Raw genomic sequence first — 25,474 nt, forward strand, 5'->3', positions numbered from 1 at the left:
ATTTAATGATGGGGTATTAATAGGCAGGGGGAACGGATGGCAGATTCAAAATTACTACGTGGAACAATGGTTTTAACCGCAGCCACACTTATATCTAAAATACTCGGTTTTATTTATATCATTCCTTTTTCTCATATCGTTGGAGCTGAAGGAATTACATTGTACCAATTTGGTTATATTCCATACACCGTTATGTTGAGTTTAGCAACAGCAGGTGTTCCATTAGCTGTGTCAAAATTTGTATCAAAATACCAGACGTTAGGTGATTACGAGACCGGATATCGACTATTTCGCTCTGGTTTAGTTTTTATGGCTATATCAGGTACGGTGGCTTTTTTGTTCCTTTTCTTTTTAGCACCTATATTGGCACCACGTATTTCACCTGATGCGGCTGCTGGTGAAGACCACTTTTCTATAACGGATATTGTCTTTGCTATTAGAATGGTTAGTTTTGCGTTAATTATTGTACCTGTAATGGCTATTATCAGGGGTTATTTTCAAGGTTTTCAATCAATGGGACCAACGAGTGTCTCGCAAGTCTTAGAGCAAATCGTACGTATTAGTTTTATTTTAGCGGCCGCTTTTTTTATCATGAATGTAGGTAGTGGTAACCAAGTGTTGGCTGTAGGGTTTGCTGTATTTGGTGCATTTGTGGGAGGTCTCGGTGGACTAGCCGTACTCTTATATTATTGGTTTAAACGAAGGAAAGGTATCTTAAAAAGTGTTGAAGCTTCTACTGTCCATCATGATATCAAGTTAAAGGACATGTATAAAGAGTTACTACTATATGCGATCCCGATTTCATTTGTAGGCTTGGCAATCCCTTTGTACCAATTTATCGATTTGTTTTCAGTTCCGGCAGGATTAAGGGCCATTGACTTTCCTGAAGCAACGAGCTTTTTTGGTATTTATAGCGGTATGGCTCATAAAATTGTCTTAATTCCTATGGCATTGGCAACGGCATTATCCATTACGCTTGTACCGACTATTACGAAATCATTTATAAGTGAGGATCAAGGTACATTACAAAAGCAAATCACACAAACATATCAAATTATCTTATTTATCTCATTACCAGCTGCGATTGGAATGGCTGTACTTGGAGATAGCATCTATTACTCATTATTTGGATCCGCTCAAGCTGTGCTTGGTGGTGAAGTAATTAGTATTTATGGACCGATAGCTTTATGGTTTTCTTTATTCGCGGTCACAGCTGCTATTTTACAAGGAATGAATAGGCAAAAATTTGCTGTGGTAGCTTTATTAATTGGTTTAATTGTAAAGGCATTAACGAATTATTTATTCATCCTATGGTTTGGAGAATTTGGAGCTATTTATTCCAGTTATTTAAGTTTTACAGTTTCTATTGCTATTAATGTATGGGCAATCGGGTATTATGCCGATTATCGCTATGGTTTTATCTTAAAAAGATTACTGTTAATGGTCATATTCTCTACTATTATGGCGGTAGGGGTATGGATTATTAGTGAAGGTTTGCAGCAATTTTTACCTCTAGAAAGTAGATTGAATAGCTTTGTTGTCATGCTCGTTTCTGTTATGGTCGGTGTGATTATCTATTTCTTCTTAGCTGTACGTTCACGTTTGGCAGGGCAGATTCTAGGCGAACGCTTTGACTTATTAAATTATAAGAAAAAATCAAAATAAACCATTTTCATAAAATCGTGTAAAATACGAACGCCTCTTCCTTAGAAGGGGCGTTCGTTATACACTAAAGTAAAAAAGTAAGGTATATATGCAGTCTATAGTTAGTTAAGGGGAAAGAAGGAGTAAACTGGGCGTATACATTAGTGTTTACGTGTATGTTGTATTTCAAATTAGAGGAACTCAGGCATTAGGTGCAGTCGTTATGAAGGTACCGCACTAATAATCAATAGGGTTGTTATTGTACTTGTGATGAATCTGAATATGAGAACAAAGCATTAAATATTTGAAAGTGAACGTTTATATTAAGCTTATAAAAGTGTGTAGCAATCTTTTGCTCAATTTAGACAAAGGTTCAAGCGGATTGCTCTTTAGAAATGAAAAGAGCTTTGCTATAATTAAACTAACATGGACAAGTAGTACCAAATGAACAAAACAGAGGCAAAAATACCTCTTAATAACCAAAAATATAAAAGGGCTTTACATAAAAGACATGTTTATAAATGGGCAGATGTTATTTGAACGTAAGGAACAGGGAGCACTGTCCTACTAAGGTCATTGATCGCAAGATGGATGACGAGCTAACTTCACGGCACAAACTATCGCCCATAAGTAACTTTCATACAAAATAAACTCGAATCCTAAATAGAAAGAGGGGAGGATATGAAGTATTCATTTATAAAAGACAATGACTGGCTATTGATCTTAACGGTTTTCCTCCTTGCTACATTTGGCTTAGTTATGGTATTTAGTGCTAGCTATGCTATAGGTATCGCAGAAACAGCGAATTCCGATCCGTATTACTTTATAAAAAGACAAATCATGTGGTTTATCATTGCTACATGTGCATTCTTATTCGTGATGCATGTCCCATTTCGTTATTATCGGAACTTATCCGTTATCATCATCATTATCTCAATCATTTTACTAATCCTTGTGAAAACACCAGGAATAGGTCATACTGTAGGCGGTGCCGAACGCTGGATTCGAATTCCAGGTCTAGGTGTCATTCAACCTTCAGAGTTTGTAAAGCTAGGAGTTATTATTTACTTAGCTCAGGTTTATACACAAAAACAAGCCTATATTGATAAATTTCTAGTAGGCGTTATGCCACCTCTCATTATGGTGGGCGTTATATTTGGCTTAATCATGTTACAGCCCGATCTTGGTACCGCAACATCCATTATGGCTGTTGCCATGCTACTAGCCTTTTTCTCAGGAGCAAAATTCCGACATTTATTAGGACTAGCAATAGTAGGGGTTTCCGTATTTGTCTTTTTTGTTCGTTCCGAAGAATATCGAATGCAAAGAATTACAGGGTTTATGGATCCCTTTGCCGATATGTGGGGAGAAGGATATCATCTTGTTCAATCTTACATAGCTATTGCTCATGGAGGTTTAACCGGAACCGGTCTAGGACAAGGTGTACAGAAATTATTATATCTACCAGAGGCACATACGGATTTTATTTTAGCGGTCGTGGCAGAAGAATTAGGGATATTAGGAGTACTTTTTATTTTTGTATGTTATGCGATTATTATATTCCGCGGTGTAGTCATCGGTACAAAGAGTCGGTCACCATTTGGTAGCCTATTAGCTTTTGGAATCGTCTTTTTAATGGCAATTCAAATTGTCTTTAATGTAGGTGCGGTGACAGGATTATTACCGATAACAGGGGTTACCCTTCCATTAGTTAGTAATGGCGGCTCATCTTTACTCGTAACCTTTATAGGTTTAGCTATTATTGCGAACATATCAAGGAATAATAAAAGGCAAAAACGAAATATGGAAAATGTGGAGGAACAAGTTCCAGCTTAACATAGATGGGTAGTTGTTTCGTTTGGAGGGAACAATGAAGGAACAAAAAACAAGCCTACAACAAATTGATTATACGACATTGTTTTTGTTGTTCGTGCTGATGTGTTTTAGCTTAGTTGCGATATACAGTGCGGCAGGGCAGTATCATACCGATCCTTTCTTTTATGTACAGAGACAGGTAATCTTTTATGTAGGTGGTTTTATCATTATGATCGTGATGATGGTAATGGATTATGACCTATTTAAAAATTTTACCATTCCTCTTTATATTATCGGTATGATCTTACTTATTTTAGTCGAAACCCCTTTAGGTGTTTTTCGTAATGGGGCACAGCGCTGGGTAGACTTAGGTTTTACAACGATTCAGCCCTCGGAATTTATGAAGGTTATTCTTGTATTAACGTTAGCTCATTTACTTTACCGTATTACGGTTTCGAGGCGAAGTCATGATATTAAAACAGACTTACTTATTTTAGGGAAAATCTTAGCGGTCGGTTTACCACCCTTTTTCCTTATACTTAAACAACCTGATTTAGGAACAGCCTTAGTTATTGCTGCTCTAATAGCTACAATTATTTTAGTTTCGGGTATTGGCTGGAGGATTATTTTATCTTTAGTTGGTCTTGTGTTTATGGGGTTAGCAGCGTTAGTGTGGCTTCATAATCATCACCCAGAATTATTCTTTTTCTTTATTGAAGATCATCAGCTATCGAGGATTTACGGTTGGCTAGACCCATATGGTACATCAGGGGCTGAAGGTTATCAGCTTGTGGAGGCATTAAAGGGTATTGGATCAGGTCAGCTGTATGGTTCAGGGTTCTTACAAGGGGTTCAAACTCAAAGTGACACAATTCCGGAGATTCATACCGATTTTATCTTCACAGTGATTGGAGAAGAATTTGGTTTTATCGGAGCGACGATTTTGCTTGTAACCTATTTCTTTTTGTTTTACCGGATGGTTATTATCGCTTTGACATGTAATAACTTATTTGGTACCTATTTAGTGGCTGGTATTATCGGATTATTTGTTTTCCAGATTTTCCAAAATATCGCGATGACGGTTGGGTTAATGCCAATAACGGGTCTTGCTCTTCCATTTATCAGTTATGGAGGAACGGCACTTATTACGAATATGGTTGCCATGGGCATCGTGATGAATGTCAATATGAGAACGAAGCACTATATGTTTGAAAGTGATGAATTAGAGTAGAGTTGCTAATCGTTTTGATTATCAGCTCTTTCTTTTTCAAAAAAAGGCAAGTTTTACAAGGGTGATGGAGTAGTTAGCAGCTTCTTAACATAAAGCCCTTACTGGCAGTTAACAAGAATGACGTAGGGGGATATAGATGATTAGGATAGATAAATTACTTGCGAATATGGGTTATGGCTCAAGAAAAGAAGTAAAGCCATTATTTAAAAAAGGTAAGGTTTTCGTGAACGACCAAATCGTGAAAGATCCTTCCATAAAGGTGGATCCCGAGAAAGAAAAGGTTCAAGTGGATGGTCAGGAAGTCGAATATAAACCGTATATTTATGTCATGATGAATAAACCTAAAGGAGTGATTTGTGCAACGCATGACAAGCTTCATCGAACTGTCATTGACCTATTGGATGAGGATTTACAAAGCATTTACGCGCCTTTTCCAGTCGGGCGATTAGATAAAGATACAGAAGGGTTATTATTATTGACGAATGACGGTGATTTCTCTCATGCCTTGATGTCACCAAGAAAACATGTCACCAAGCAGTATTGGGCGAAAATAAGAGGAAGAGTAAACGAAGAAGATCAAAAGGCTTTCCGAGAAGGAGTTAAGTTGGATGATGGCTATATGACGAAACCTGGTGAATTAGTGATTGTAGATAGTAATGAGACATCCGAAATTTTATTAACGATTTCGGAAGGGAAGTTTCATCAAGTAAAAAGAATGTTTCTAGCTCGAGATAAAGAAGTAACTGAATTAAAACGGTTAAAAGTGGGAGCGTTAGAATTGGATTCGAATCTAAAGCTCGGAGATTACCGTGAATTGACGGAGCAGGAGAAGCAATTATTAGTTGGTAAACGATAAGGAAGAATAAAAAAACGATCAAGCATTGCACGTACATGAAAGCAGTTGAAACCCAGCCTTTAATAAAAGACTGGGTTTCTATTCAAGCATTATGAGATCCGAATTTTTTTCTTTGTGACGCTCCATTTTCCTCGAGTAGGACTTTCAACAAGCTTATTGTACTCTAATACATTGAGATCTCGTTGGATCGTCCGCTGCGTAATCCCGAACTCTTCAACTAATTCATTCGTCGTGACGGTGCCCCTTTGTTTGATGTAGAGGTAGATGGATTTAATTCGAGTCAGCATACGATCAGTTGAAGTATTCAAATAACCACTCACCTTTCATAATTGAGTCTAGTCTTTACAAGATGTGTATGTAGCAAGTTGCTACGACATGCAGACTTATGACTAATTGACCGGAATATAGTGACAAGGGATTCATGTAGGCTACCCGATGCTGCTGAAGCAAAGCGACCGGGTGTTCCATAATAATAAGTCAAAATAGTAGTGTGATGAAGTTTCGTGTTGTAGGGATATGCTAATACTATTATTGGTTCAAAAATAAAACCAATCACCCTCGTTTGGTATAGTGTACACCATTTTCAAAAAACAATCAAAACTTTTGGCACATTCATTAACAAGGAGAATCGATATGTCAACGATAAATTGGAAGTTAGAGGTAGAAAAATATCATAAAGAGTTAATAGAAAGAACACAGGATTTCCTACAAATACCAAGCGTTTTGGATGAAAGTACAAGTAAAAAAGGTCAACCATTTGGAGTAGAAATTGGTAAAGCGTTGGACTTTATATTAGAAATAGGAAAAAAAGATGAATTTTTTGTAAAGAATGTTGACGGTTATGCAGGAGTTATTGAATTAGGAGAAGGAAAAGATATGATAGGAGTCCTAGGTCATTTGGATGTAGTTCCTGCTGGTAAAGGTTGGGATTATCCTCCTTTTGGGGCACCGTTAGAAAATGGCAGAATTTATGCACGTGGTGCAATGGATGATAAAGGACCAACAATGGCTGCTTATTTTGCAATGAAAATTATTAAAGAGTTAAAACTGCCATTATCCAAAAGAATTCGCTTAATTATTGGTACAGATGAGGAAAGCGACTGGCGGTGTGTGGAGTATTATCAAAAGCATGAGGAAATGCCAAGCTTTGGAATCGCCCCTGATGCTGACTTTCCTATTATTAATGCAGAAAAAGGCTTATTAGACGTTGAATTACAATTTAAAGGAGATAGCGATTGTCAATCAAATTTGGAGCTCATTGAGTTTAATAGCGGAGAACGTTTGAATATGGTACCTGATACAGCCCGTGCTTCGATAATAGCTGGGACTTCAGAAGATCAGGTTCGATTAAAATTTGAGAGATGGCTATCAGAATCCGAATACCTCGGACGAGCATATGTGGAAGGAGAGCACTTAATTTTACAATGTGAAGGCGTATCAGTCCATGGTTCAACTCCTGAAAAAGGTATCAATGCCGGCTTGCTATTAACTGAATTTTTATTGACATTATCTTTACAAGAGCGAGCGGAACAATACCTATCGTTTATAAACGAATATATAGATTCGGATGGTCAAAAACTGAATATTGCCTGTAGTGACAGCGTTTCAGGTGCTTTAACAGTGAATGCTGGAATTTTTAATTTTTCTAAAGAAGAAGGCATCATTGGGTTAAACATTCGAGTTCCTGTTGAAGTGCCGATGGATAAAGCTTTGTTTGCTATAAAGCAACAAGCAGAAGAATTATCCTTTACTTGTCAGGTGAAGAGCGAAATGAACGCTAATTTTGTATCTGAACAAGAGGAAGAAATTCGAATTCTTCAATCCGTATATGAGAGGCAGACCGGACAACAAGCTGTATTATTATCAACAGGTGGAGCAACATACGCAAGAGCCTTAGAAAAAGGTGTCGCTTTTGGTGCTCAATTTCCTGGTAGGGAAGATTTAGCCCATCAAAAAAATGAATATATCATCGTAGAAGACTTATTAAAGATGACGGCTATTTACGCAGAGGCCTTATACGAACTAGCCAAATAAACGTAAAAAGTCAAAAAGCCAAAGCGTTGGTTAAGCGGCTTTGGCTCTTAAGTGTTATTATTCATTATCTTCATAGTTAAAGAGGTCTGTGGATAGATAACGTTCACCTGTGTCACAGGCAATCGTAATGACAATTTGGTCATTTGGTAAATTTTTGGCTACTTCCATAGCAGCATAACATGCGGCACCAGAAGAAGGGCCAACTAGAATGCCTTCTTTTTTAGCTAAGGATCTTACCGTTTCATAAGCATCTTCATCAGAAATTTTTAATATTTCATCATATACATCTGTATTAAGAATAGGAGGAATAAATCCAGGGCTTGTCCCAACCAATTTGTGAGGTCCTGGTCTTCCTCCTGATAAGACGGGTGAACCTAGAGGCTCTACGACTTTTACAAGAAGTTCAGGATAAAATTTCTTGAGCTCTTCACCAGTACCAGTAATGGTTCCACCAGTCCCAGAAGCTGCGACAAAAGCCGCAAGCGGTTTGCCAATTTCTTTAACGGCTTCTTGTATTTCGATGGCCGTTGTTTTCCTATGAGCATCAGGATTTGCTTGATTTTTGAATTGCATCGGTAAAAAACTATTCGGGATTTCTTGTTGCAAGGCATAGGCTCTATCAATAGCTCCAGGCATCTTAAGGTTACCATCGGTTAAGACAACCTCTGCACCATAAGCTTTCAAAAGGTTAATTCTTTCTTTAGACATCGTATCAGGCATGACAATCATTGCCCGGTAACCTCTCGCTGCTGCGTTCATAGCTAAACCGATGCCTGTATTACCCGATGTTGGTTCGATGATTGTGGAACCAGGCGTAATTAGTCCTTGCTTTTCTGCCTCAACAATCATATTAAAGGCAGCACGATCTTTCACGCTACCACTAGGGTTTTGCATTTCAAGTTTTAAATAAACAGTCGCACCATGTGGGGATGTCACCCGATTTAAGCGTAATAAAGGTGTATCACCAATTAATTGTGCCATGTTCGTTACTACCTTCATAACGTTTCACTTCCTTTAAACTAGTCATGTTATTTTACCATAAGGTACCGAATATAAACAAAGGTACAGTCGCCAGACAGGTCTAGCAGCCAACATCCACACGTTATTACCCTCAATAAAATGGTCGTCTATAATTTTTTATTTTTTTGCCGATATAACGATCAACTTATAAATGGTGGAGGTAGCCATGGCTCATTTAATAAAATTAGCAGATTATGTGTCTCGATATCAAGGGGAATTCAACCAGTATGTTAACCAATTTACACGTAAGAAAAAAGAACATTGGTATTATATCAAGACCGAATGGGAACAAAGTCAATGGCGAAAGCCAGACCAGATGGTCATGGAAGAATCAAGCCCAATTAATCATAAAAAGTTAAATCCGTTTATGAAAAAATTAAAGAAATTAACTCATTTTATACAACAACAAACAACGACAGACTTAGACCCTAAAGAAGCTTCAGAGAACCAATTGCAAAGAAAGAGAGAGGAATTTCTCGATTTAATGTTTGAATCACAAATGACTTGGGCAAGCTCTTCTTTAGGTGAGCGCTCCAATTTAGATTCATTCTACTTTGGAGATAAGCACCTAAAGTCATTTTGTACACGTATACCAGACAACTTCTTTTTGCTTTATCACCCGACTTTTTTTGTGAAAAATGCGGAAGTGGAGATGGAGGTAATAGTCATTAGTCCCTCCGAAATTTATTGTGTAACGATTCTTGAGGGCGAAAATCTAAGTGTATTTGAAGCAAGCTCAGAGAGGTTTTGGATAGAGTATATTCATCAGAAACAACAAAAACGTCTAAGCCCTTTACTAAGCTTATCAAGAATGTCTAATGTCATTCAGTACATATTAAAAAAAGAACAACTGTCATTTCCCATTCGCAAAGTTGTCTTATCTCCAGAAAGTATGATTGATAATAAACTTCAGGGCTCAACAGTTGAATTCGTTGATAAAAGAAACTATAAACAATGGATGGACAAACTTACGAAGACATCATCTCCAATTAAAAGAACACAATGTGACCTTGCTCTTATACTTTTATCTTATTGCCAAACAAAAATTGTTGAAAATGGCGATGAAGTGGAAGAATTTCATGAATAGTAAAAATATCATTAGTATTGAAAAGCAATTATAAAATCTTTATAATGACTAAGTATGTGTCAAATGAATAATGGGTTTTAGTAACTCCTTAAATGGGTATAGATGGAAAATACAAATCACTTGAGATAGATGCTTTGTGACAAGGGACGGATTATACTCAATTTGGAAATTTGAACGAATGAATGGATGAAGGAGGGACTACATGATTAACGGAAGATCGGGTGAAATTCATATCGTTCAGCCTGAAGAATTTTCATGGTCTGTTAGGCGAGTGCCAAACTGGTTAGGTGGAACTGAGTTTATGTTTGAGATTATCGGTGCAGATGGTTGTGTTAGCTTTGGAGATACCATTTACGAAGCTAAGAGAGGCTTAAAGGAATCCTTGCAGCTTTGGATCAGAACCAACGGTGAACAATTATTACCAGATACAAATGATGGCGGACAACTCATTTACTTAGAAACAGACATGAATGAAGAAGAGTTTCAATATATAAATACAGAACTAAAAATGTTACAAGAAAAGCAGGGCTAATTCATGTAACTCAAAAAACTCAGGTATAGATATTATCTACCTGAGTTTTTTTGTGATCTCATTGGAAATAAAGGTATTTTTTTAGTTATGAGGAAAATACGATCGTTTTATTTCCATGAACGATTACTTGATCATCAATATGCCATCGTACTGCACGAGCTAGCGTCGTTCTTTCAACATTGCGCCCTAGGACTCGGAGTTCATCTGAGGAGTATCTATGATGGGACCGAATAACATCTTGTTCAATAATCGGTCCTTCATCTAAATCATTCGTCACATAATGGGCGGTAGCTCCAATTAATTTCACACCACGTTCAAACGCCTTTGCATAAGGGTTGGCGCCAATAAATGCGGGTAAAAATGAATGGTGAATATTAATAATTCGATCGGGAAAACGTTCAACGAAAGAAGGCGATAGTATTTGCATGTACCGGGCTAAGACCGAGAAATCAATTTCTGCTTGCTGAAGTAACTTCATCATTTTTGTTTCAGCCTCAAGTTTGTTCTCCTTGTTTACAGGAATGTGATAAAAAGGTATACCGTAATTTTCAACAACTTGTTTACTGTCAGGATGATTACTAATGACTAAGGGAATGTCAACGTCGAGCTCGCCTGCTCTCCATTTCCACAAAAGCTCCATTAAACAATGATCTTCCTTCGAAACAAAAATAGCCATTTTCTTTTTTTTACGAGCAAGGCTCAATTGCCAATGGAGTTGAAATTGTGAGGCGATTTCAGTAAACTGTTCATTCATTTGTTGAAATGTATCGTCTTCATGTAAATCAAACTCAATTCTCATAAAAAACATACCGCCGGCTGGATCGGTAGAATATTGATCCGATTGGACAATGTTAGCTCCGCGTTTAAATAAAAATGTAGATAAAACGGAGACGATTCCTGGTCGATCTAGGCAAGAAACGAGCAAACGAGCTCGGTTTAATTGTTTGTCACTCAATGTTGAAACCCCCATCCTAGAAAATATCTTTTGGTGAAAATCTCTCTACGTGATCGATTACATTTTATCGGAATAACTAGCTTTTGCCTAGCATTAATTAGGGTAAGGGAATTCAAAAGTTTATACATATTGTTAATGGTATCAATCGTATAAGGGCATTTTATTTGGGATATACATCAATAGGAGAGGGTCTTTATATCGTAAGTGTAGCTGTAAAAAAAGGGGTGAGGGTCATGGATAAGGTTCGTGTCCAATCAATAATCAAAGACGTTAGACTCATTGATTTATATACGATTGTTATAGAAGGTAATGAAATTTTCAAATCAGAAAAGCTTTCACTTTTATCGATGAGCGATGGGACGAATGAGTACGTATCATTTTCTATTCATTTAGAAAATAAACAAAAACTTTATTTAAAATTAGAACAAATTTATATATTAGGTAATCATTATCAAGTCAACATCGATGGAATCAAGTTCACAGTCAAAATAGCTGAAGAGGTTGTAAGAACTCAAATGTTTGAAGAACTATATACGTATCATGGTGACGATTTAGGCCTTTCACTTCAAAATGAACATTATCATTGGGCGGTTTGGGCACCGACCGCAACGAAAATGCAGCTGCTTCTTTCGGTTGATTGGTCATGCAAAGAAATCGAGATTATTCCCCTGTTTCGAACAGAGAAGGGTGTGTGGCGACTTACATTGCCAAGACAATTTGAAGGGTATTTCTATCAATACCATGTATGTGTGAATGGTGAATGGGCAACAGCCAATGACCCGTATGCGAAATTGTTAACCGTTAATGGGGAAAAGGCGATGATTGGTCATTTGGAAAAAACGAACCCGTCGCAATGGCCTGTACCAACGACTGAAATTCGACCAGTAGAAGCTATTATTTATGAGATGCATATTCGTGATTTTACAATTGGAAGACATAATGGAATAAAAGAAAAGGGAAAGTACGTAGGTTTGACAGAGCAAGGAACGAGCTTGAACAATAAACGAACAGGAATGGATTACTTAAAAGAGCTAGGAATAACACATGTAGAGTTATTACCAGTCGCTGACTTTGGTAGTGTCGATGAAACTAATTGGCCACATGAATACAATTGGGGTTATGATGTTGTCCATTATTTTTGCCCGGAGGGTAGTTATTCTCTTGATCCGTTTAACGGTTATACACGAGTGTGTGAGCTGAAGAAACTCATTGCCATATTACATCAAGAGAATCTTCAAGTTATTCTGGATGTCGTCTTTAATCATGTGTATATTCACGAGCAATCAGATTTTCATACATTAGTACCAGGCTATTATTTCCGTTACGGACATGATAGTAGCTTAAGCAATGGTACTGGTGTTGGTAATGATTTAGCGACAGAAAGAAAAATGGTCCGAAAATTCATCATTGACTGTGTGGTTTATTGGTTAGAGGAATTTGATGTCGACGGTTTCCGTTTTGATTTAATGGGAATTATTGATGTGAATACGATCAACAAACTAACAAAGGAGCTAAAAGAGAGAAAACCATCCGTGTTACTTTTAGGAGAAGGTTGGAATTTACCAACGACATATGACGAACAAAAACGTGCTATCTTATCGAATGCCAAACAATTAGAGGTGGCTTTTTTTGTAGATTCCTACCGTGATGCATTAAAAGGAAGTACTTTTCAGCTTGAAGCAAAAGGTTTTATACAGGGGAGTTTAAGCGACTTCGAAGCTATTAAGTCAGGCATTGTAGGTAACCCGGAGTTATTCAAATGTCCAGAACAAGCGATTCATTATGTAGAGTCACATGATAACCATACATTATGGGATAAATTACTTTTAAGTACAAGTGAAGATAAACAGTGGAGGGAAAAAAGACATCAATTAGCGACAGCGATGATTTTATTAGCCCAGGGCGTACCATTTCTCCATGCTGGTCAAGAGTTTTTTCGTACGAAATATGGGGTGGAGAACTCGTATAGGTCACCTGACTATATTAACCAGTTTGATTGGAGGAGAAGGGAAAAATATTGTTCTTACGTTGACTATGTAAAAGAACTTATCGCCATACGTAAGTCCCACAAAGCCTTCTCTTTATCTACATATGAAGAAATTGGAAACCATTTGAATTGGCTCCACGTTGAAGAACAATGCTTTGGTTTTTCTTTGAATCAAGTGGAAAAATACGGAAAATGGCAACAGGTTATTGTCATATTTAATGCAAGTGAGTATGAGCGTAAGGTTCCAATTGAACCACAAAAATGGCAAGTTGTCGTTGACGATCAAGTTGCATCTTTGATACCATTATATACATTCGACGGAAACGAGATAAAGATAAAGCCAGTCTCAACATTTGTATGTGTGAGATAGCCATAAAAGGGGCAGAGCGAATTGAACTCTGCTTCGTTTTGTTTTCTTTGTAAAAAATTTAAATTTTTTAAGGTAGTTTCATGTAAAATAAGCTATACTTATATAAGTGTTAATTTGGGAAGATGGAGAAAGTATATGAAAATGAGGGTGAATTGGTTGGAAACGTTCTTAGGAGAAGGCTGGAAGGTGATGCCAGCTGGTGGGATAACTGGAGAAGCATATATAGCCCAGCAAGGTGACCAGAAGGTTTTTTTAAAACGTAATTCATCACCTTTTCTGGCTGTACTTTCAGCAGAGGGAATTGTACCCAAGTTATTATGGACGAAGCGTTTAGAAAATGGCGATGTCGTAACGGCACAGAGATGGGTACATGGACGAGAATTAAAGTCCAACGAAATGAATGAGAAAAGAGTTGCGAACTTATTAGCGAAAATTCATGGTTCCAGTGAATTATTAGATATGTTTAAAAGAATCGGTAATGAGCCTTTAACACCGGAGATTATTTATGAAAACTTAAACATACAACTGCAGCTTTTTAATATAGGTGATGAACCGATTAGACAAGGTATGCAGTATTTAAAAGAAAAGCTCCCAAGCATACATTATGACCACCATGTCGTTTGTCATGCAGATATTAATCATAATAATTGGATGCTTACCGAAGAAGAACAATTATATTTAATCGACTGGGATGGAGCGATTGTCGCTGATCCGGCATTAGACTTAGGTCTGCTACTTTATCATTATATAGATCAATCGGAGTGGGAAAAGTGGCTAGCCCAATATGGTGTTCAAGTAGGTGAATCTCTTTATGAACGGATGCAGTGGTACGTCGTTTCTCAATCGATTGCTTCGATCGTATGGCATGTAGAAAGAGATGAACAAACTCAAGCTGAAGAGTTAAAGAATTATTTGCTAATGAACTTATCAAACGATGAAGGATGATAAGAAGAGAAGAGTTTATATATAAGGATTTTCCTACAGAACAAAAGCTCTACTAATGAGTGAAGTAGAGCTTTTGTTGTGGGAAAATAGGATATTTCCGAGGAAATAGTGTCAGTCGATGTCGGAATGAGTCAGTTGTTCTTCTTGAAGAGTCATGACAAAGGCCTCTTTCTCATAAGCTGATAGGTGACCATTTGATAAAATATCTTGCACTTTTGTGAGGGCAACAATTGTATCTGATTGAAATTGTAATTCTTGTGATAAGCTAGATAACAATAGGTCTAATTGCTCTTTTTCATTTGGTGTAAAGTGGTGTTCGTAATCAGCATCTTGAAGAAGATCAATAACTAGTCCAAGTTTGTCAGCTTTTGATAAAGGCATGATGGAGACTCCTTTTTTGATTAAGTTATCAGTAGCTTAAGCAATGAAAGAAAATTTATACGTTATAAATTCGAATTGAAAAATTAGAGGTGTTAATCAATGAGGTTGCGTCATAAACCATGGGCAAAAGAAGAAATGGAGAAAAACCCTAACATCGTTATTCAAAATCCATCAAGAGTGAAAGGGAAGTGGTCAGAGCTTTTTGGGAATCATCATCCTATCTATGTGGAAGTAGGAACGGGCAAAGGTCAATTTCTTTTAGGGATGGGACAAGCACATCCTAATGTAAACTTTATCGGGATAGAAAAATACGATAGTGTGCTGATTACAGCGATGGAGAGAGTGAAAGAGGCTGGACTTTCCAATGTTGTTTTCCTAAATGAAGATGTTGAAGAAATATTGGACTTCTTTGGTGAGGGGGAAATTAATAGGTTTTTTATTAACTTTACAGATCCTTGGCCGAAAAATCGTCATGAGAAGCGTCGTCTGACGTATCAAAGCTTTCTAGAAAAATATGAGTTGTTATTAAAGGAACAAGGCGAGATTCATTTTAAAACAGATAATCAAGGATTATTTGAATATTCACTTCATAGCTTTTCTAAGTACGGCTTAATTTTAAATCATGTCAGTTTAGATCTTCATAATAGTAACTTTGAAGGAAATGTCATGACCGAGTACGAGCAAAAGTTTCATGAAAGAAATATGAGAATATATCGTTGTGAAGCTGTCTTTAGACAAAAATAAAGTCATTTATCAACATATTAAAAAAGCTACCCCATTACTAAAATGGGTGTAGCTTTTTCTCTTATTGAGTTTTGGTCATCTCTAAAATAGTTCCCGTTTTTGTGTCGACAACGAAATCGTATTGAACAATGCCTTGGCTTTGTTTAGTTGAGATACCACCGATGTATACTTCATATGTTAAATCATGACGATGTAAAGTCTCGGGAACCATATGTATCCAAGAGCCAGAAATATGGTGAATGGTGCTTACTTGTTTTTTGACATTCTTTAATGCACGTTCTGGTGAGATTTTTGCATGGGAAATCGATTCACGAACTAAATAACCAGCAACAAGACCAAGACCTAATCCAGCCAAGAAATTCTTTGTACTCATCGAAATACTTCCTTTCTATTAGAGGAATAAAGAGCTTTTTCTATAAAAGTGTTGTTTCATTTATTGACTCATTCTTAGTATACAGAAAGTAAACATTGTCTTTCAAGCACAACCGCAAGAATATCAATATTTATCGATAATCTAGTCTAAACTTGTGAAGGAGTTTCTAGTTCCAAAGGTGGTCAAACTTGTCATTTTCAGATAAGATAAAAGAGTATGTTCAATTTAAATACAAAGTTATATGAGTTGGAAGGGAGTTATTGCAATGAATCAGGAAACATTATCACTGTTTAAAACATTAACAGAATTACAGGGAGCACCTGGATTTGAACATGATGTCCGCAAATTTGTGAAAAGTGAGCTTTCAAAATATACGGATGAAATAGTGCAGGACAAACTCGGAAGTATTTTTGGCGTTAAAAGAGGGGATGACTCTGGACCAACTATCATGGTGGCAGGACATATGGATGAAGTTGGCTTTATGGTTACCTCTATTAATGAGAAAGGGCTTATTCAATTTCAAACATTAGGTGGCTGGTGGAGTCAAGTATTACTAGCTCAACGTGTTCAAATTATGACAGACCAAGGTCCAGTTATTGGTGTGATTGGGTCAATCCCTCCACATTTATTAGAAGAAGCTCAGCGTGCTAAACCGATGGCTTTAAAAAATATGTACATTGACATCGGAGCTGACGATAAAGAGGACGCTATTAATATTGGGATTAAACCAGGTCAACAAATTGTGCCAATCTGTCCTTTTACGCCAATGGCTAATGAGAAAAAGATTTTGGCAAAAGCTTGGGATAACCGTTATGGGGTCGGCTTATCGATTGAATTATTAAAAGAGTTAAAAAATGAAAAATTGCCGAACATCCTTTATTCCGGTGCAACTGTTCAAGAAGAGGTTGGGCTAAGAGGGGCACAAACGGCTGCTAATTTGATTAAGCCTGATTTATTTTATGCGTTAGATGCTAGTCCTGCAAATGATGCTACAGGTGGTAAAGATGCATTTGGTCATTTAGGCAAGGGAGCACTCTTGCGCATTTTAGACCGTTCGATGGTTACACACCGAGGCATGAGAGAATTCATTTTGGATACGGCTGAATCTAATAACATTCCATATCAATATTTTGTTTCTGCGGGTGGTACGGATGCGGGACGTGTACATATTAGTAATAACGGTGTTCCGTCTGCTGTTGTAGGAATTTGTTCAAGATACATTCATACTTCAGCATCTATCATTCATATCGACGATTATGCTGCAGCAAAGGAATTACTCGTCAAGCTTGTCAAAGAGAGCGACAGTTCAACTTTAGCCTCTATTTTACAACAATAAGAATGCATAGCACGTTCACAATTTTAGTGTAAGGAGCTGACATCATGAAAATTGCTGTCGGAACAAAAAATCCTGCCAAAGTCCATGCCGTTCAAGAATTATTCTTAAAAATGAATGCAGGTGTTCAAAGTGTAGAAGTTCCATCAGGAGTTTCGTCACAACCATTTAGTGATGAAGAAACAGTGGAAGGTGCTGTGAACCGAGCGAAAGCAGCTCTTCAGATAACCGAGTCAGACCTAGGTTTTGGTTTAGAAGGTGGCGTAACAGAAACAACTGGTGGTCTTATGCTTTGTAATTGGGGTGCGCTTGTTAATAAGCAAGGTCAAGTTTGGCTTGCAAGTGGAGCTAAGATATTACTACCTTTTGATGTTGCGAGAAGTTTAAGAGAAGGAAGAGAACTGGGTGATATCATGGCAGAGCTAACCGCTGATCATGATATTCGTAAAAAAGAAGGCGCTATTGGAGTATTTACAGCTGGACGAATAACGAGAAAACAAATGTTTTTACATATTGTGGAAATGTTGTATGGCCAGTACGAATATAATCAGCAAGAATGGAAGCATTAAAAAACTCTCTCGGCTACTGATGTGGCCGAAGAGAGCTTTTTTATTAGGATTCAAATACATAAGAAAGGGCTTGAAGGGCTTGTTCAGGTGTTTCAACTACGACCTGGGCTTTATTGGATAACTCCTTCAATGGGTGGTGTAACTTTTCAGGACGGATTAAAATGAGTGGTTTGTTGAGCGATATAGCTGTTGACGCATCCATAGCCGTATTCCATTGTTTATAATTTTCGCCAAATAACGCAATAACCACATCGGCTTTTTTCATCCATATTTGTGTGCGAAGATTATTAAAAGCTGATGCCGCTTCATCTTTTTGAACGGGATTTGGCTGATTGCCAATAATCTCTTCACCGATATTGTCTGAGCGGTCATGGTCCTCCATGGGTCCTTTGAAAACTAGAGGCAATTGAAGCGACTCTGCTTTCTTCTTTAGGTCGTCACGCCAAGGTGAGTGAATTTCACCAGCTAAGTATACGAGTAATTCCATTGCTAATCCCTCCATATTCTAGAAATAATCTATACTTAGTATAGCCTGTTCTTGGAGTAGGATCGAATGAGATGCTTATCTTTTGCTACATACTATAATCAAAGATGGACTTTTGGGACTAGCAAAGAGTATATGAAAAGGTGAGATGATCATGGAGATAAAGGAAACTAACTTAATAAACGTATTCTTATTCGTAAGTCTGCTTTTATTAGTCGGATGTTACCCTAATATTGAAGAAACTTTTCCGGATGTAGAAGCCTCTTTTAAACAAAAAACGATGTCTGATCGACAAGATATTAATAATGATTTTGGGGACATTTCACTTTATATCCCCACCAATTATGAGGTGGTAAAAGAACAAACATTTAATTATGTATTTCTTGACCAGCATGAGGACCTGGTCATTTTATTTTATATTCCAAAAGAAGATGAGCCGCGCTTGTTGGAGCAAGAAGCAATGGCAGAGTCATTATTATTTTTAACAGAAGAACAAGGAGAAGAACACTTTTTTTTATCTGTGAAATCGGATGATAAACTTCGCGAAATAGAGTTAACGGTAGGTAGTGGACATGTGAAGCTTACAAAACTCACGAATTACGATAAAATAGTAGACGATACCGTGGTATTGATGGAAATATTGCATTCTTATCGCTGGAATGATAAGTAGTCATCTAGGAGGGGAGTCATGAGAGGGCTTCTACATAAAAAAGGGATTCAATTGAGCTTTAAAACGTATTTCATTGATGCGATGAGTTTTATGGCGTTGGGCTTGTTTGCATCCTTAATTATTGGATTAATTATTCAAACAGCCGCTGACCAACTTATGCTTGTTTTTGAACAAAATAGACTATTAACAGACTTACAGGAATTAGGACAGTTGACGATGAGTTTGATGGGGCCAGCAATTGGTGTCGCCGTTGCTTATAGTTTGAAAGCTCCAAAGTTAGTGTTGTTTGCTGCCGTTGTTAGTGGAGCGGCAGGAGCTACTTTAGGGGGGCCTGCCGGGAGTTTAATCGCAGCGATTATTTCGACTGAAATAGGGAAATTGGTATCTGGTGAAACGAAGCTTGATATGATTATTACGCCATTTGTTACGATAACTACCGGTTTTATAACAGCTAGTTTTATCGGTCCGTGGATTCAGTCTGGATTACAGTCCATAGGTACCGTGATTGTTTGGGCAACGGAACAGCAGCCTATTATAATGGGGGTATTAGTAGCGACAATTATGGGGCTTGCTCTTACGGCACCGATTTCAAGTGCCGCTTTAGCCATTATGTTAGAAATAGAAGGTATTGCTGCTGGAGCGGCGACAATTGGCTGTGCGGCACAAATGGTCGGATTTGCAGTAAGTAGTTATCGAGATAATGGACTGTCAGGATTAGTGTCACAAGGTCTTGGAACGTCGATGTTACAAATGCCAAATATTATTAAGAACCCTATAATCCTTATTCCGCCTACGGTGGCAGGTATGGTTTTAGCCCCAATTGGAATTCATCTTTTTGGTATGGTAAATAATGCAGCGGGGGCTGGAATGGGTACAAGTGGTTTAGTAGGTCCTATTATGATGTTAAGTGAGATGGGTTTTAATCAAGAGACATTTATATCTATTTTCATATTTTTAATAGTTGCACCTGCATTTATTAGTTTGATACTATCAGAGTGGTTACGAAAAATAGGAAAAATCAAAGCTGGGGATATGAAGATTCAGCAAGAATAAAGGAGAATGATGATGGAACAGTTGAAAAGTGTAGAACAATTTCAAGAGATCGTTAAAAAAGAAACAGCTGTATTTTTATTTTCGGCAGATTGGTGTCCAGATTGCCGCGTGATTGAGCCTTACTTGCCAAGAATGGAAGCGGACTTTCCAACGTTTAATTATTATTATGTTGATCGCGATCAATTTGTTGATTTATGTGTTGATTTAGGAATTATGGGAATTCCAAGTTTCCTTGTCTACTCTGGTGGTGAAGAAATCGACCGCTTTGTAAGCAAAGACCGAAAGACGGAAGAAGAGATTGAGGCCTTCCTAACTAATGCAGAGGAAAAAGCGTTTAAGTAAAAAAATGCGAAAAGGCACGAAGATTCTCATGAGAATTTCGTGTTTTTTTGATCTCATGAAGAGAAAGTGAGTGATAACACAGTGGGGAGGACGGGAGCTGGAAGAGCGAGTAACTGCACAAAGAAGGAGGTTAATGAGGGGAAGCCGAATGCGTGAGCACAAGCCTCTATTTTTCGTGCACTTACTAGCCCTCTCCCCTATGGTAACTGACATGAACAAGGCAAATCGTGCAGATAATCCTATTCTTACCGCGAGTATCTGTCCAAACTGACAGTTGATGTGTAGAAACAGAAGTCAAGAGAATCAGTACCTGGATAAAGAGCTTATTAACTTGTGGTTTTTAATTCCCATTGTTTTTTGTTCTTATTCATTTTAATCTTTGTTGTAAGTATGATTTTGAACTTGAGAATGGGCAGTACCCAGCGGAGCATGATTTTCGGTAGAGGCAAGTAGAACTCCGCACTCAATCATTAGCACCAACTTCCATACAAAACATAAAACCAAAATTGGTGACTGCTATATAAACATGTTAAACTATAACGGTATAAGGAGGCGAATAATCATGGAAATGAGAGAATTTCGTAAAAAAATTGAGGCAAAGCTCGTTCATGAAGAATGGACCACGGCCTATGACCATAAAGAATCCACATTAAGAGTTGAAGATAAACAAACAAAAAAAGGCGTGACTTTACAATTAAAACCTTTATTAGCAAAATGGGAAAGAAATGAATTTGGATCCATTGATGAAGTCGTACGTTATGTTGAGTTGGGCCTACACTCAATGAAAATAGAAGTATCATTAGAAGGAAACGAAAAGAATATATATCCTGTCATTCGTTCTAGCTCATTTCCAACAGAAACAAAGGAAAATAAGCAGTTAATCTACCATGAACATACTGGTGAAACACGTATATATTACGCGGTAGATTTAGGTGAATCTTATACACTTATTCACGAAGAGATGATAAAAAGCTCGAAGCTAACGGCGGATAAAATTAGAGAAATCGCTCTTTTTAATATTCGGTCATTAGAACATCCATTAAATGAAGACCGAGTAGCTGGAAACACCTTTTATTTCTTAAGAGCCAAAGATGGTTATGATGCCAGCCGAATTCTAGATCAATCACTTATAGATAAAATGGAACGCAAGGTTACTGGCAAGCTAGCTGTTGCGATTCCACATCAAGATGTATTAATTTTTGCTGATATTCAAAACGATACAGGTTATGATGTCCTAGCACAAATTGCCCTGCAGTTTTTTAAAGATGGAAGAATCCCAGTCACAGCATTACCGTTTCTTTACGAAAATGGGGAGCTTGAGCCTACTTTTATCTTAGCGCAAAAAAAACCTAAAGACCCATCATCAACGAAGAAGTAATTATGGTACAATATTCTTGTTGTGCTATTAATGATGAGTGTTCGACAAAAGGAGTTAAAAGAAATGAATGTATTTTATAATGAAAAAGGAGTAGGAGATACCTTGCTACTCTTTGTAAAAGATATTGAGCTAGAAAAAAGAGCATTCTCAAAGCATGGGGATGTCGTGCGAATATATGATCAAGATACAAAAGAGTTATCAGGATTTAATATCTTTCATGCTTCTAAATATGGTCAAATTGTAGGTACGGGCCAATTGGAAGTAAACTCAGAAATGAAACAATTAATACAAAAAGCATTCTCAGACAACAAAGCGGATGTCAATGAACTGCAATTTGAGGACCAAGCTTCTTTTGTTGTTGGTTTAGTAAAAGAAAAGGATAAGCATCCTAATGCCGATAAATTGAGTGTTTGTCAAGTAGACCTTGGCGAACAAACCGTTCAAATTGTATGCGGTGCACCGAATGTAGAGGCAGGACAAAAGGTTGTTGTTGCAACAGTAGATGCTGTAATGCCAAGTGGACTGAAAATTAAGGCGGCAAAACTTCGAGGTGTAGATTCCCACGGTATGATTTGTTCAGCTAAAGAGCTTCAAATCCCAAATGCACCTGAAGAAAAAGGCATTCTAGTATTAGAAGACGCCTTTGTAGTAGGAAGTCAATTTGATCATTCTTTAGTGAAGATGTAGGAACGTTTTTGAAAAAAGAACAGGCTGAACATTCGATAGATGCTACAGCTTGGAACCACTAGTTTTCTAGTGGTTTTTTTATTCAAAGCTAGACTAGGTCAGAGTGGAAACGGAGGGGTAGTATGTCAACATTTCAAGATGTATGGTCAAAAGTAAGGCGTTACTTTTTTGGAGAGGATTCTGAAACTGATTCTGATTATTTAGCATCTCATCATAAGCATAAAAAGGAAGAACAATCGATACATACACGCGGAAGAACAGTTCAAGAACATGAAGGGCAAGCTCAATCAAAAATGACATACGAATATGCCAAGCCTGGTAAGTTTCGATTTCCTGTAATGGATGATCACTCTATAGCAAAGAGAACATCTGTACAGAAGGAAAAGGTGCACGCTCAAAATAATAGTGTCAAAGCCATTGATAAAAAATTTCCATCAAAAAAGACTGTTAACAGAACACAAACAAAAACGAATCAGAGTCGTAACGTTGAGTTAAGGGACGAACAAAAGCAATCATTATCTTCCAATCTTCAACCAACTTACGAGAATCGTTCTAATAAACATCCGGTGCAAGATAGTCATTCGAATAAGGATATTGAATCTCAACCTAAACAAAAATTCACGAATGCTAGTTTTAAACCATCTGTTGTCCCATCACCTATTTACGGTTATAAACCGTATAAAGTGAAAAAAAGCAAATGGGAAAATAATGGTCACATTTATGTGAAGTCAAACGATGATTCATTAGAGACAGATGGTGATGTCTTTTCTGAGGTGAATGAAGAACTAGCGGCAGCCGTAGCTGAGCCATTGCATAAAGAGCAAGTTGACCGTCAAACAGAAGAGATGGATAGGGATTCGTTCAAGAGTCAGGAAAGCCAAACGAATGATAATCACGTTTCGATTGAAGACGAACTTCCCTCTTTGCATTTACAGGAAGTGCAAAGTTATGAAGAAGTGGAATCTCTTGAAACAATAGATGGTTTTTATAGTGAAACAGAAGTTGTCCTCCAAGAGTCAGAAGACCGTGTTATGGACGATGACCTATCGGAACAAGAAGCTGTTTCAACTCCTGATCTAGTAAACGCTTATGCTGATCAAGCAGAAGAACGAGCCGTTGTTGAGGAAGTCAAACCTAGTGCTCCAGTTAAGAGTAAAGCAGTAGCAAAGCAGGGAATGAAGCATAGTACTACTCAAAATAATAAGGGTAAACCAACCTTACCTTTTAATGTGATGATGCTACCTTCAGACCGGAAGAAGTACGCCAAAAGTCAGGAGACGAAAGCTTTTACAGAGCGGGTATCAAAAGAAGAGCATAAGCAACATAATGGGCAAAAGCTTTTGAACGGGACTTATCAAAAACCAAGTATCCAATTATTAAAGTATCCATCTGTCGAGACAGAGGATGACTCCGATTGGTTAAAGGAACAGGCGGATACACTTGAAGAGACACTAACCAGCTTTAATGTCGATGCCAAAGTCGTGTTCATGACAAAGGGTCCATCCGTTACACGTTTTGAAATTCAGCCAGCACGTGGTGTAAAAGTTACAAAGGTAACCAGTTTAACAGATGATATGAAACTAGCTTTAGCGGCAAAGGATATTCGAATTGAGGCTCCTATTCCTGGGAAAAATACAATAGGAATTGAAGTTCCCAATCGTCAATCTAAACCAGTCTTCTTAAGAGAAATCTTAAGGCGTAAAGAGTTCATCCAGCCAGACTCTCCTTTAAATGTAGCTTTAGGTTTAGATATATCTGGGCAACCCATTGTGACGGATTTAAAAAAAATGCCACATGGAATGGTTGCAGGTGCTACAGGATCTGGAAAAAGTGTCTGTATAAATTCCATTTTAATCAGTTTGCTTTATAAGGCGAATCCTGATGAGGTTAAAATGATGCTAATTGACCCGAAAATGGTTGAATTAGCTCCTTACAATGGGTTACCACATTTAGTAACACCGGTCATTACAGATGCTAAGCAAGCTACACATGCCTTAAAATGGGTCGTAACGGAAATGGAAAGGCGTTATGAACTATTTAGTCAAAAAGGTGTGAGAGACATAGGTCGATATAATGAACGTTTCTCTGAAGCAGCAGATAAACCAGCACTTCCTTATATTTTGGTCGTCATTGATGAATTGGCTGATTTAATGATGGTTTCGCCACAGGAAGTTGAGGACGCTATTTGCCGAATTGCACAAAAAGCTCGGGCATGCGGCATTCATTTATTATTAGCGACACAACGACCCTCAGTTGATGTTATTACGGGGTTAATTAAAGCCAATATACCAACACGTGTTGCATTCTCGGTTTCGTCTCAAACCGATTCACGAACAATTTTAGACATGTCAGGTGCAGAAAGACTGTTAGGAAGAGGCGATATGCTGTTTCATGAAAATGGCACACCTAAACCCATTCGTGTTCAAGGTACTTTCGTTTCAGATGAAGAGATAGAGGATGTCATCGCTTTTGTGAAGAAGCAAAGAGAACCACATTATTTAATTGAAAATGGTCAATTAGAAAAATCAGCATTGGCCGCTGTAGAACAAGATGATGAGTTATTTGAAGAAGTATGTTATTTTGTTGTCGAACAAGGGAATGCATCGGCTTCTAGCATTCAAAGAAGGTTTAGGGTTGGTTATAATCGGGCTGCCCGACTCGTAGACATGATGGAGGCGAAAGGTGTTGTTTCAGAAGCGATGGGAAGTAAGCCTCGACATGTTCTTGTCGATGATTATGAATTAGAGGAATTACTAAGCTTCGGAGAATAAGGCTATGAAAAGTTTAAAAAAGGGAATAGTAGGTAATAAGGGGAAAGTGACTTAGTGCGATTTTTCAATACGATGAAGCTATAGGCACCAATCCTTCGATTACCGTATATAATAGAAATACAATCAAAAGAGGAAATACTAGCTAGTCTAGATCATCACAAAGTAGTTTGTTATAATGAATCGACAGCTTAACAATCAAAAATATCGATAAAT

24 protein-coding genes are annotated in these 25,474 nt (G+C 37.6%); 18 read left to right on the top strand and 6 right to left on the bottom strand.

Features of this window, described 5'->3' with window-relative positions; all coding sequences use genetic code 11:
* Positions 1–36 precede the first annotated feature (36 nt).
* From PQ479_RS16085 to PQ479_RS16100, 4 genes are all read left to right on the top strand, one after another.
* On the top strand, positions 37–1,665 hold the full coding sequence (locus PQ479_RS16085; RefSeq protein WP_047987504.1) for a putative polysaccharide biosynthesis protein: 1,629 nt from the start codon (positions 37–39) through the stop codon (positions 1,663–1,665).
* Positions 1,666–2,325: 660 nt separating this feature from the next.
* Entirely contained in the window at positions 2,326–3,480 is a 1,155-nt protein-coding gene (gene ftsW, locus PQ479_RS16090; protein ID WP_047987505.1) for a putative lipid II flippase FtsW, read from the top strand.
* A 34-nt stretch (positions 3,481–3,514) separates the two neighbouring features.
* Entirely contained in the window at positions 3,515–4,690 is a 1,176-nt protein-coding gene (gene rodA / locus PQ479_RS16095) for a rod shape-determining protein RodA (protein WP_047987506.1), read from the top strand.
* Positions 4,691–4,826: 136 nt separating this feature from the next.
* Entirely contained in the window at positions 4,827–5,546 is a 720-nt protein-coding gene (locus PQ479_RS16100; RefSeq protein WP_047987507.1) for a pseudouridine synthase, read from the top strand.
* An 89-nt stretch (positions 5,547–5,635) separates the two neighbouring features.
* On the opposite strand, the gene PQ479_RS16105 is transcribed toward PQ479_RS16100, so the two are convergent.
* A complete protein-coding gene (locus PQ479_RS16105; RefSeq protein ID WP_003321166.1) occupies positions 5,636–5,854 on the bottom strand; it encodes a DeoR family transcriptional regulator in 219 nt (72 codons plus the stop codon).
* Positions 5,855–6,179: 325 nt separating this feature from the next.
* On the opposite strand from PQ479_RS16105, the gene pepV reads away from it, so the two are divergent.
* A complete protein-coding gene (gene pepV / locus PQ479_RS16110) occupies positions 6,180–7,580 on the top strand; it encodes a dipeptidase PepV (protein ID WP_047987508.1) in 1,401 nt (466 codons plus the stop codon).
* A gap of 57 nt (positions 7,581–7,637) precedes the next feature.
* Here pepV and cysK read toward each other — a convergent pair whose 3' ends face one another.
* Entirely contained in the window at positions 7,638–8,579 is a 942-nt protein-coding gene (cysK, locus tag PQ479_RS16115; RefSeq protein WP_047987509.1) for a cysteine synthase A, read from the bottom strand.
* A 187-nt stretch (positions 8,580–8,766) separates the two neighbouring features.
* Between cysK and PQ479_RS16120 the strand changes: the two genes are divergently transcribed.
* Together PQ479_RS16120 and PQ479_RS16125 are read left to right on the top strand one after the other, a co-directional pair.
* Positions 8,767–9,687: an NERD domain-containing protein gene (locus tag PQ479_RS16120; RefSeq protein WP_047987510.1), complete on the top strand. Its 921-nt coding sequence runs from the start codon at positions 8,767–8,769 to the stop codon at positions 9,685–9,687.
* A 202-nt stretch (positions 9,688–9,889) separates the two neighbouring features.
* The gene (locus tag PQ479_RS16125; RefSeq protein ID WP_047987511.1) at positions 9,890–10,219 is read left to right on the top strand and encodes a type II toxin-antitoxin system HicB family antitoxin; all 330 of its coding nucleotides are present in this window, start codon (positions 9,890–9,892) and stop codon (positions 10,217–10,219) included.
* Between the two features lie 85 nt (positions 10,220–10,304).
* On the opposite strand, the gene purU is transcribed toward PQ479_RS16125, so the two are convergent.
* On the bottom strand, positions 10,305–11,189 hold the full coding sequence (purU, locus tag PQ479_RS16130) for a formyltetrahydrofolate deformylase (RefSeq protein ID WP_047987512.1): 885 nt from the start codon (positions 11,187–11,189) through the stop codon (positions 10,305–10,307).
* Between the two features lie 218 nt (positions 11,190–11,407).
* Between purU and pulA the strand changes: the two genes are divergently transcribed.
* Complete coding sequence (pulA, locus tag PQ479_RS16135; protein WP_053070309.1) at positions 11,408–13,531, top strand: type I pullulanase; 2,124 nt, start codon at positions 11,408–11,410, stop codon at positions 13,529–13,531.
* A gap of 141 nt (positions 13,532–13,672) precedes the next feature.
* Entirely contained in the window at positions 13,673–14,476 is an 804-nt protein-coding gene (locus PQ479_RS16140; RefSeq protein WP_047987618.1) for a phosphotransferase family protein, read from the top strand.
* 111 nt (positions 14,477–14,587) lie between these two features.
* Here PQ479_RS16140 and PQ479_RS16145 read toward each other — a convergent pair whose 3' ends face one another.
* Entirely contained in the window at positions 14,588–14,857 is a 270-nt protein-coding gene (locus PQ479_RS16145) for a hypothetical protein (RefSeq protein WP_047987513.1), read from the bottom strand.
* Between the two features lie 99 nt (positions 14,858–14,956).
* Here PQ479_RS16145 and trmB point away from each other — a divergent pair, with 99 nt between their 5' ends.
* On the top strand, positions 14,957–15,601 hold the full coding sequence (gene trmB / locus PQ479_RS16150) for a tRNA (guanosine(46)-N7)-methyltransferase TrmB (RefSeq protein WP_047987514.1): 645 nt from the start codon (positions 14,957–14,959) through the stop codon (positions 15,599–15,601).
* 61 nt (positions 15,602–15,662) lie between these two features.
* Here trmB and PQ479_RS16155 read toward each other — a convergent pair whose 3' ends face one another.
* Positions 15,663–15,974, bottom strand: a complete 312-nt coding sequence (locus tag PQ479_RS16155; RefSeq protein WP_047987515.1) for a PepSY domain-containing protein — start codon at positions 15,972–15,974, stop codon at positions 15,663–15,665.
* 265 nt (positions 15,975–16,239) lie between these two features.
* Here PQ479_RS16155 and PQ479_RS16160 point away from each other — a divergent pair, with 265 nt between their 5' ends.
* Together PQ479_RS16160 and PQ479_RS16165 are read left to right on the top strand one after the other, a co-directional pair.
* Positions 16,240–17,310: a M42 family metallopeptidase gene (locus tag PQ479_RS16160; protein WP_047987516.1), complete on the top strand. Its 1,071-nt coding sequence runs from the start codon at positions 16,240–16,242 to the stop codon at positions 17,308–17,310.
* Positions 17,311–17,354: 44 nt separating this feature from the next.
* Positions 17,355–17,876 carry a DUF84 family protein gene (locus tag PQ479_RS16165; protein ID WP_047987517.1) on the top strand — a complete coding sequence of 174 codons (522 nt, stop codon included), beginning with the start codon at positions 17,355–17,357 and terminating at the stop codon, positions 17,874–17,876.
* Positions 17,877–17,919: 43 nt separating this feature from the next.
* Here the strand turns inward: PQ479_RS16165 and PQ479_RS16170 are convergent, their stop codons facing one another.
* Positions 17,920–18,363, bottom strand: a complete 444-nt coding sequence (locus PQ479_RS16170) for a YtoQ family protein (RefSeq protein WP_047987518.1) — start codon at positions 18,361–18,363, stop codon at positions 17,920–17,922.
* A gap of 151 nt (positions 18,364–18,514) precedes the next feature.
* Here PQ479_RS16170 and PQ479_RS16175 point away from each other — a divergent pair, with 151 nt between their 5' ends.
* From PQ479_RS16175 to PQ479_RS16200, 6 genes are all read left to right on the top strand, one after another.
* Positions 18,515–19,030 (top strand): hypothetical protein, encoded by a 516-nt coding sequence (locus PQ479_RS16175; protein ID WP_047987519.1) that lies wholly within the window; start codon positions 18,515–18,517, stop codon positions 19,028–19,030.
* A gap of 18 nt (positions 19,031–19,048) precedes the next feature.
* Positions 19,049–20,083: a PTS sugar transporter subunit IIC gene (locus tag PQ479_RS16180; RefSeq protein ID WP_047987520.1), complete on the top strand. Its 1,035-nt coding sequence runs from the start codon at positions 19,049–19,051 to the stop codon at positions 20,081–20,083.
* A gap of 12 nt (positions 20,084–20,095) precedes the next feature.
* Positions 20,096–20,425 (top strand): thioredoxin family protein, encoded by a 330-nt coding sequence (locus PQ479_RS16185; protein WP_047987521.1) that lies wholly within the window; start codon positions 20,096–20,098, stop codon positions 20,423–20,425.
* Positions 20,426–20,987: 562 nt separating this feature from the next.
* On the top strand, positions 20,988–21,803 hold the full coding sequence (locus PQ479_RS16190; RefSeq protein ID WP_047987522.1) for a DUF1444 domain-containing protein: 816 nt from the start codon (positions 20,988–20,990) through the stop codon (positions 21,801–21,803).
* A gap of 63 nt (positions 21,804–21,866) precedes the next feature.
* A complete protein-coding gene (gene ytpR, locus PQ479_RS16195; protein WP_047987523.1) occupies positions 21,867–22,490 on the top strand; it encodes a YtpR family tRNA-binding protein in 624 nt (207 codons plus the stop codon).
* A gap of 122 nt (positions 22,491–22,612) precedes the next feature.
* Positions 22,613–25,261: a DNA translocase FtsK gene (locus PQ479_RS16200; RefSeq protein ID WP_047987524.1), complete on the top strand. Its 2,649-nt coding sequence runs from the start codon at positions 22,613–22,615 to the stop codon at positions 25,259–25,261.
* Positions 25,262–25,474 lie beyond the last annotated feature (213 nt).

It is taken from the genome of Alkalihalobacillus pseudalcaliphilus (assembly GCF_028610675.1).
Classification (GTDB): Bacteria; Bacillota; Bacilli; order Bacillales; family Bacillaceae_D; genus Alkalihalobacillus; species Alkalihalobacillus pseudalcaliphilus.

Bases quoted from the DNA above. Each gene is read 5' to 3' on its own strand.
- pulA (WP_053070309.1), top strand. From the start codon at position 11,408: ATGGATAAGGTTCGTGTCCAATCAATAATCAAAGACGTTAGACTCATT.
- PQ479_RS16170 (WP_047987518.1), bottom strand. From the start codon at position 18,363: ATGGAATTACTCGTATACTTAGCTGGTGAAATTCACTCACCTTGGCGT.
- PQ479_RS16085 (WP_047987504.1), top strand. From the start codon at position 37: ATGGCAGATTCAAAATTACTACGTGGAACAATGGTTTTAACCGCAGCC.
- PQ479_RS16155 (WP_047987515.1), bottom strand. From the start codon at position 15,974: ATGAGTACAAAGAATTTCTTGGCTGGATTAGGTCTTGGTCTTGTTGCT.
- purU (WP_047987512.1), bottom strand. From the start codon at position 11,189: ATGGGGGTTTCAACATTGAGTGACAAACAATTAAACCGAGCTCGTTTG.
- PQ479_RS16175 (WP_047987519.1), top strand. From the start codon at position 18,515: ATGGAGATAAAGGAAACTAACTTAATAAACGTATTCTTATTCGTAAGT.
- PQ479_RS16185 (WP_047987521.1), top strand. From the start codon at position 20,096: ATGGAACAGTTGAAAAGTGTAGAACAATTTCAAGAGATCGTTAAAAAA.
- ftsW (WP_047987505.1), top strand. From the start codon at position 2,326: ATGAAGTATTCATTTATAAAAGACAATGACTGGCTATTGATCTTAACG.
- PQ479_RS16140 (WP_047987618.1), top strand. From the start codon at position 13,673: ATGAGGGTGAATTGGTTGGAAACGTTCTTAGGAGAAGGCTGGAAGGTG.
- PQ479_RS16165 (WP_047987517.1), top strand. From the start codon at position 17,355: ATGAAAATTGCTGTCGGAACAAAAAATCCTGCCAAAGTCCATGCCGTT.
- trmB (WP_047987514.1), top strand. From the start codon at position 14,957: ATGAGGTTGCGTCATAAACCATGGGCAAAAGAAGAAATGGAGAAAAAC.
- PQ479_RS16120 (WP_047987510.1), top strand. From the start codon at position 8,767: ATGGCTCATTTAATAAAATTAGCAGATTATGTGTCTCGATATCAAGGG.
- PQ479_RS16100 (WP_047987507.1), top strand. From the start codon at position 4,827: ATGATTAGGATAGATAAATTACTTGCGAATATGGGTTATGGCTCAAGA.
- PQ479_RS16190 (WP_047987522.1), top strand. From the start codon at position 20,988: ATGGAAATGAGAGAATTTCGTAAAAAAATTGAGGCAAAGCTCGTTCAT.
- PQ479_RS16125 (WP_047987511.1), top strand. From the start codon at position 9,890: ATGATTAACGGAAGATCGGGTGAAATTCATATCGTTCAGCCTGAAGAA.
- PQ479_RS16200 (WP_047987524.1), top strand. From the start codon at position 22,613: ATGTCAACATTTCAAGATGTATGGTCAAAAGTAAGGCGTTACTTTTTT.
- cysK (WP_047987509.1), bottom strand. From the start codon at position 8,579: ATGAAGGTAGTAACGAACATGGCACAATTAATTGGTGATACACCTTTA.
- rodA (WP_047987506.1), top strand. From the start codon at position 3,515: ATGAAGGAACAAAAAACAAGCCTACAACAAATTGATTATACGACATTG.
- pepV (WP_047987508.1), top strand. From the start codon at position 6,180: ATGTCAACGATAAATTGGAAGTTAGAGGTAGAAAAATATCATAAAGAG.
- PQ479_RS16145 (WP_047987513.1), bottom strand. From the start codon at position 14,857: ATGCCTTTATCAAAAGCTGACAAACTTGGACTAGTTATTGATCTTCTT.
- ytpR (WP_047987523.1), top strand. From the start codon at position 21,867: ATGAATGTATTTTATAATGAAAAAGGAGTAGGAGATACCTTGCTACTC.
- PQ479_RS16160 (WP_047987516.1), top strand. From the start codon at position 16,240: ATGAATCAGGAAACATTATCACTGTTTAAAACATTAACAGAATTACAG.
- PQ479_RS16180 (WP_047987520.1), top strand. From the start codon at position 19,049: ATGAGAGGGCTTCTACATAAAAAAGGGATTCAATTGAGCTTTAAAACG.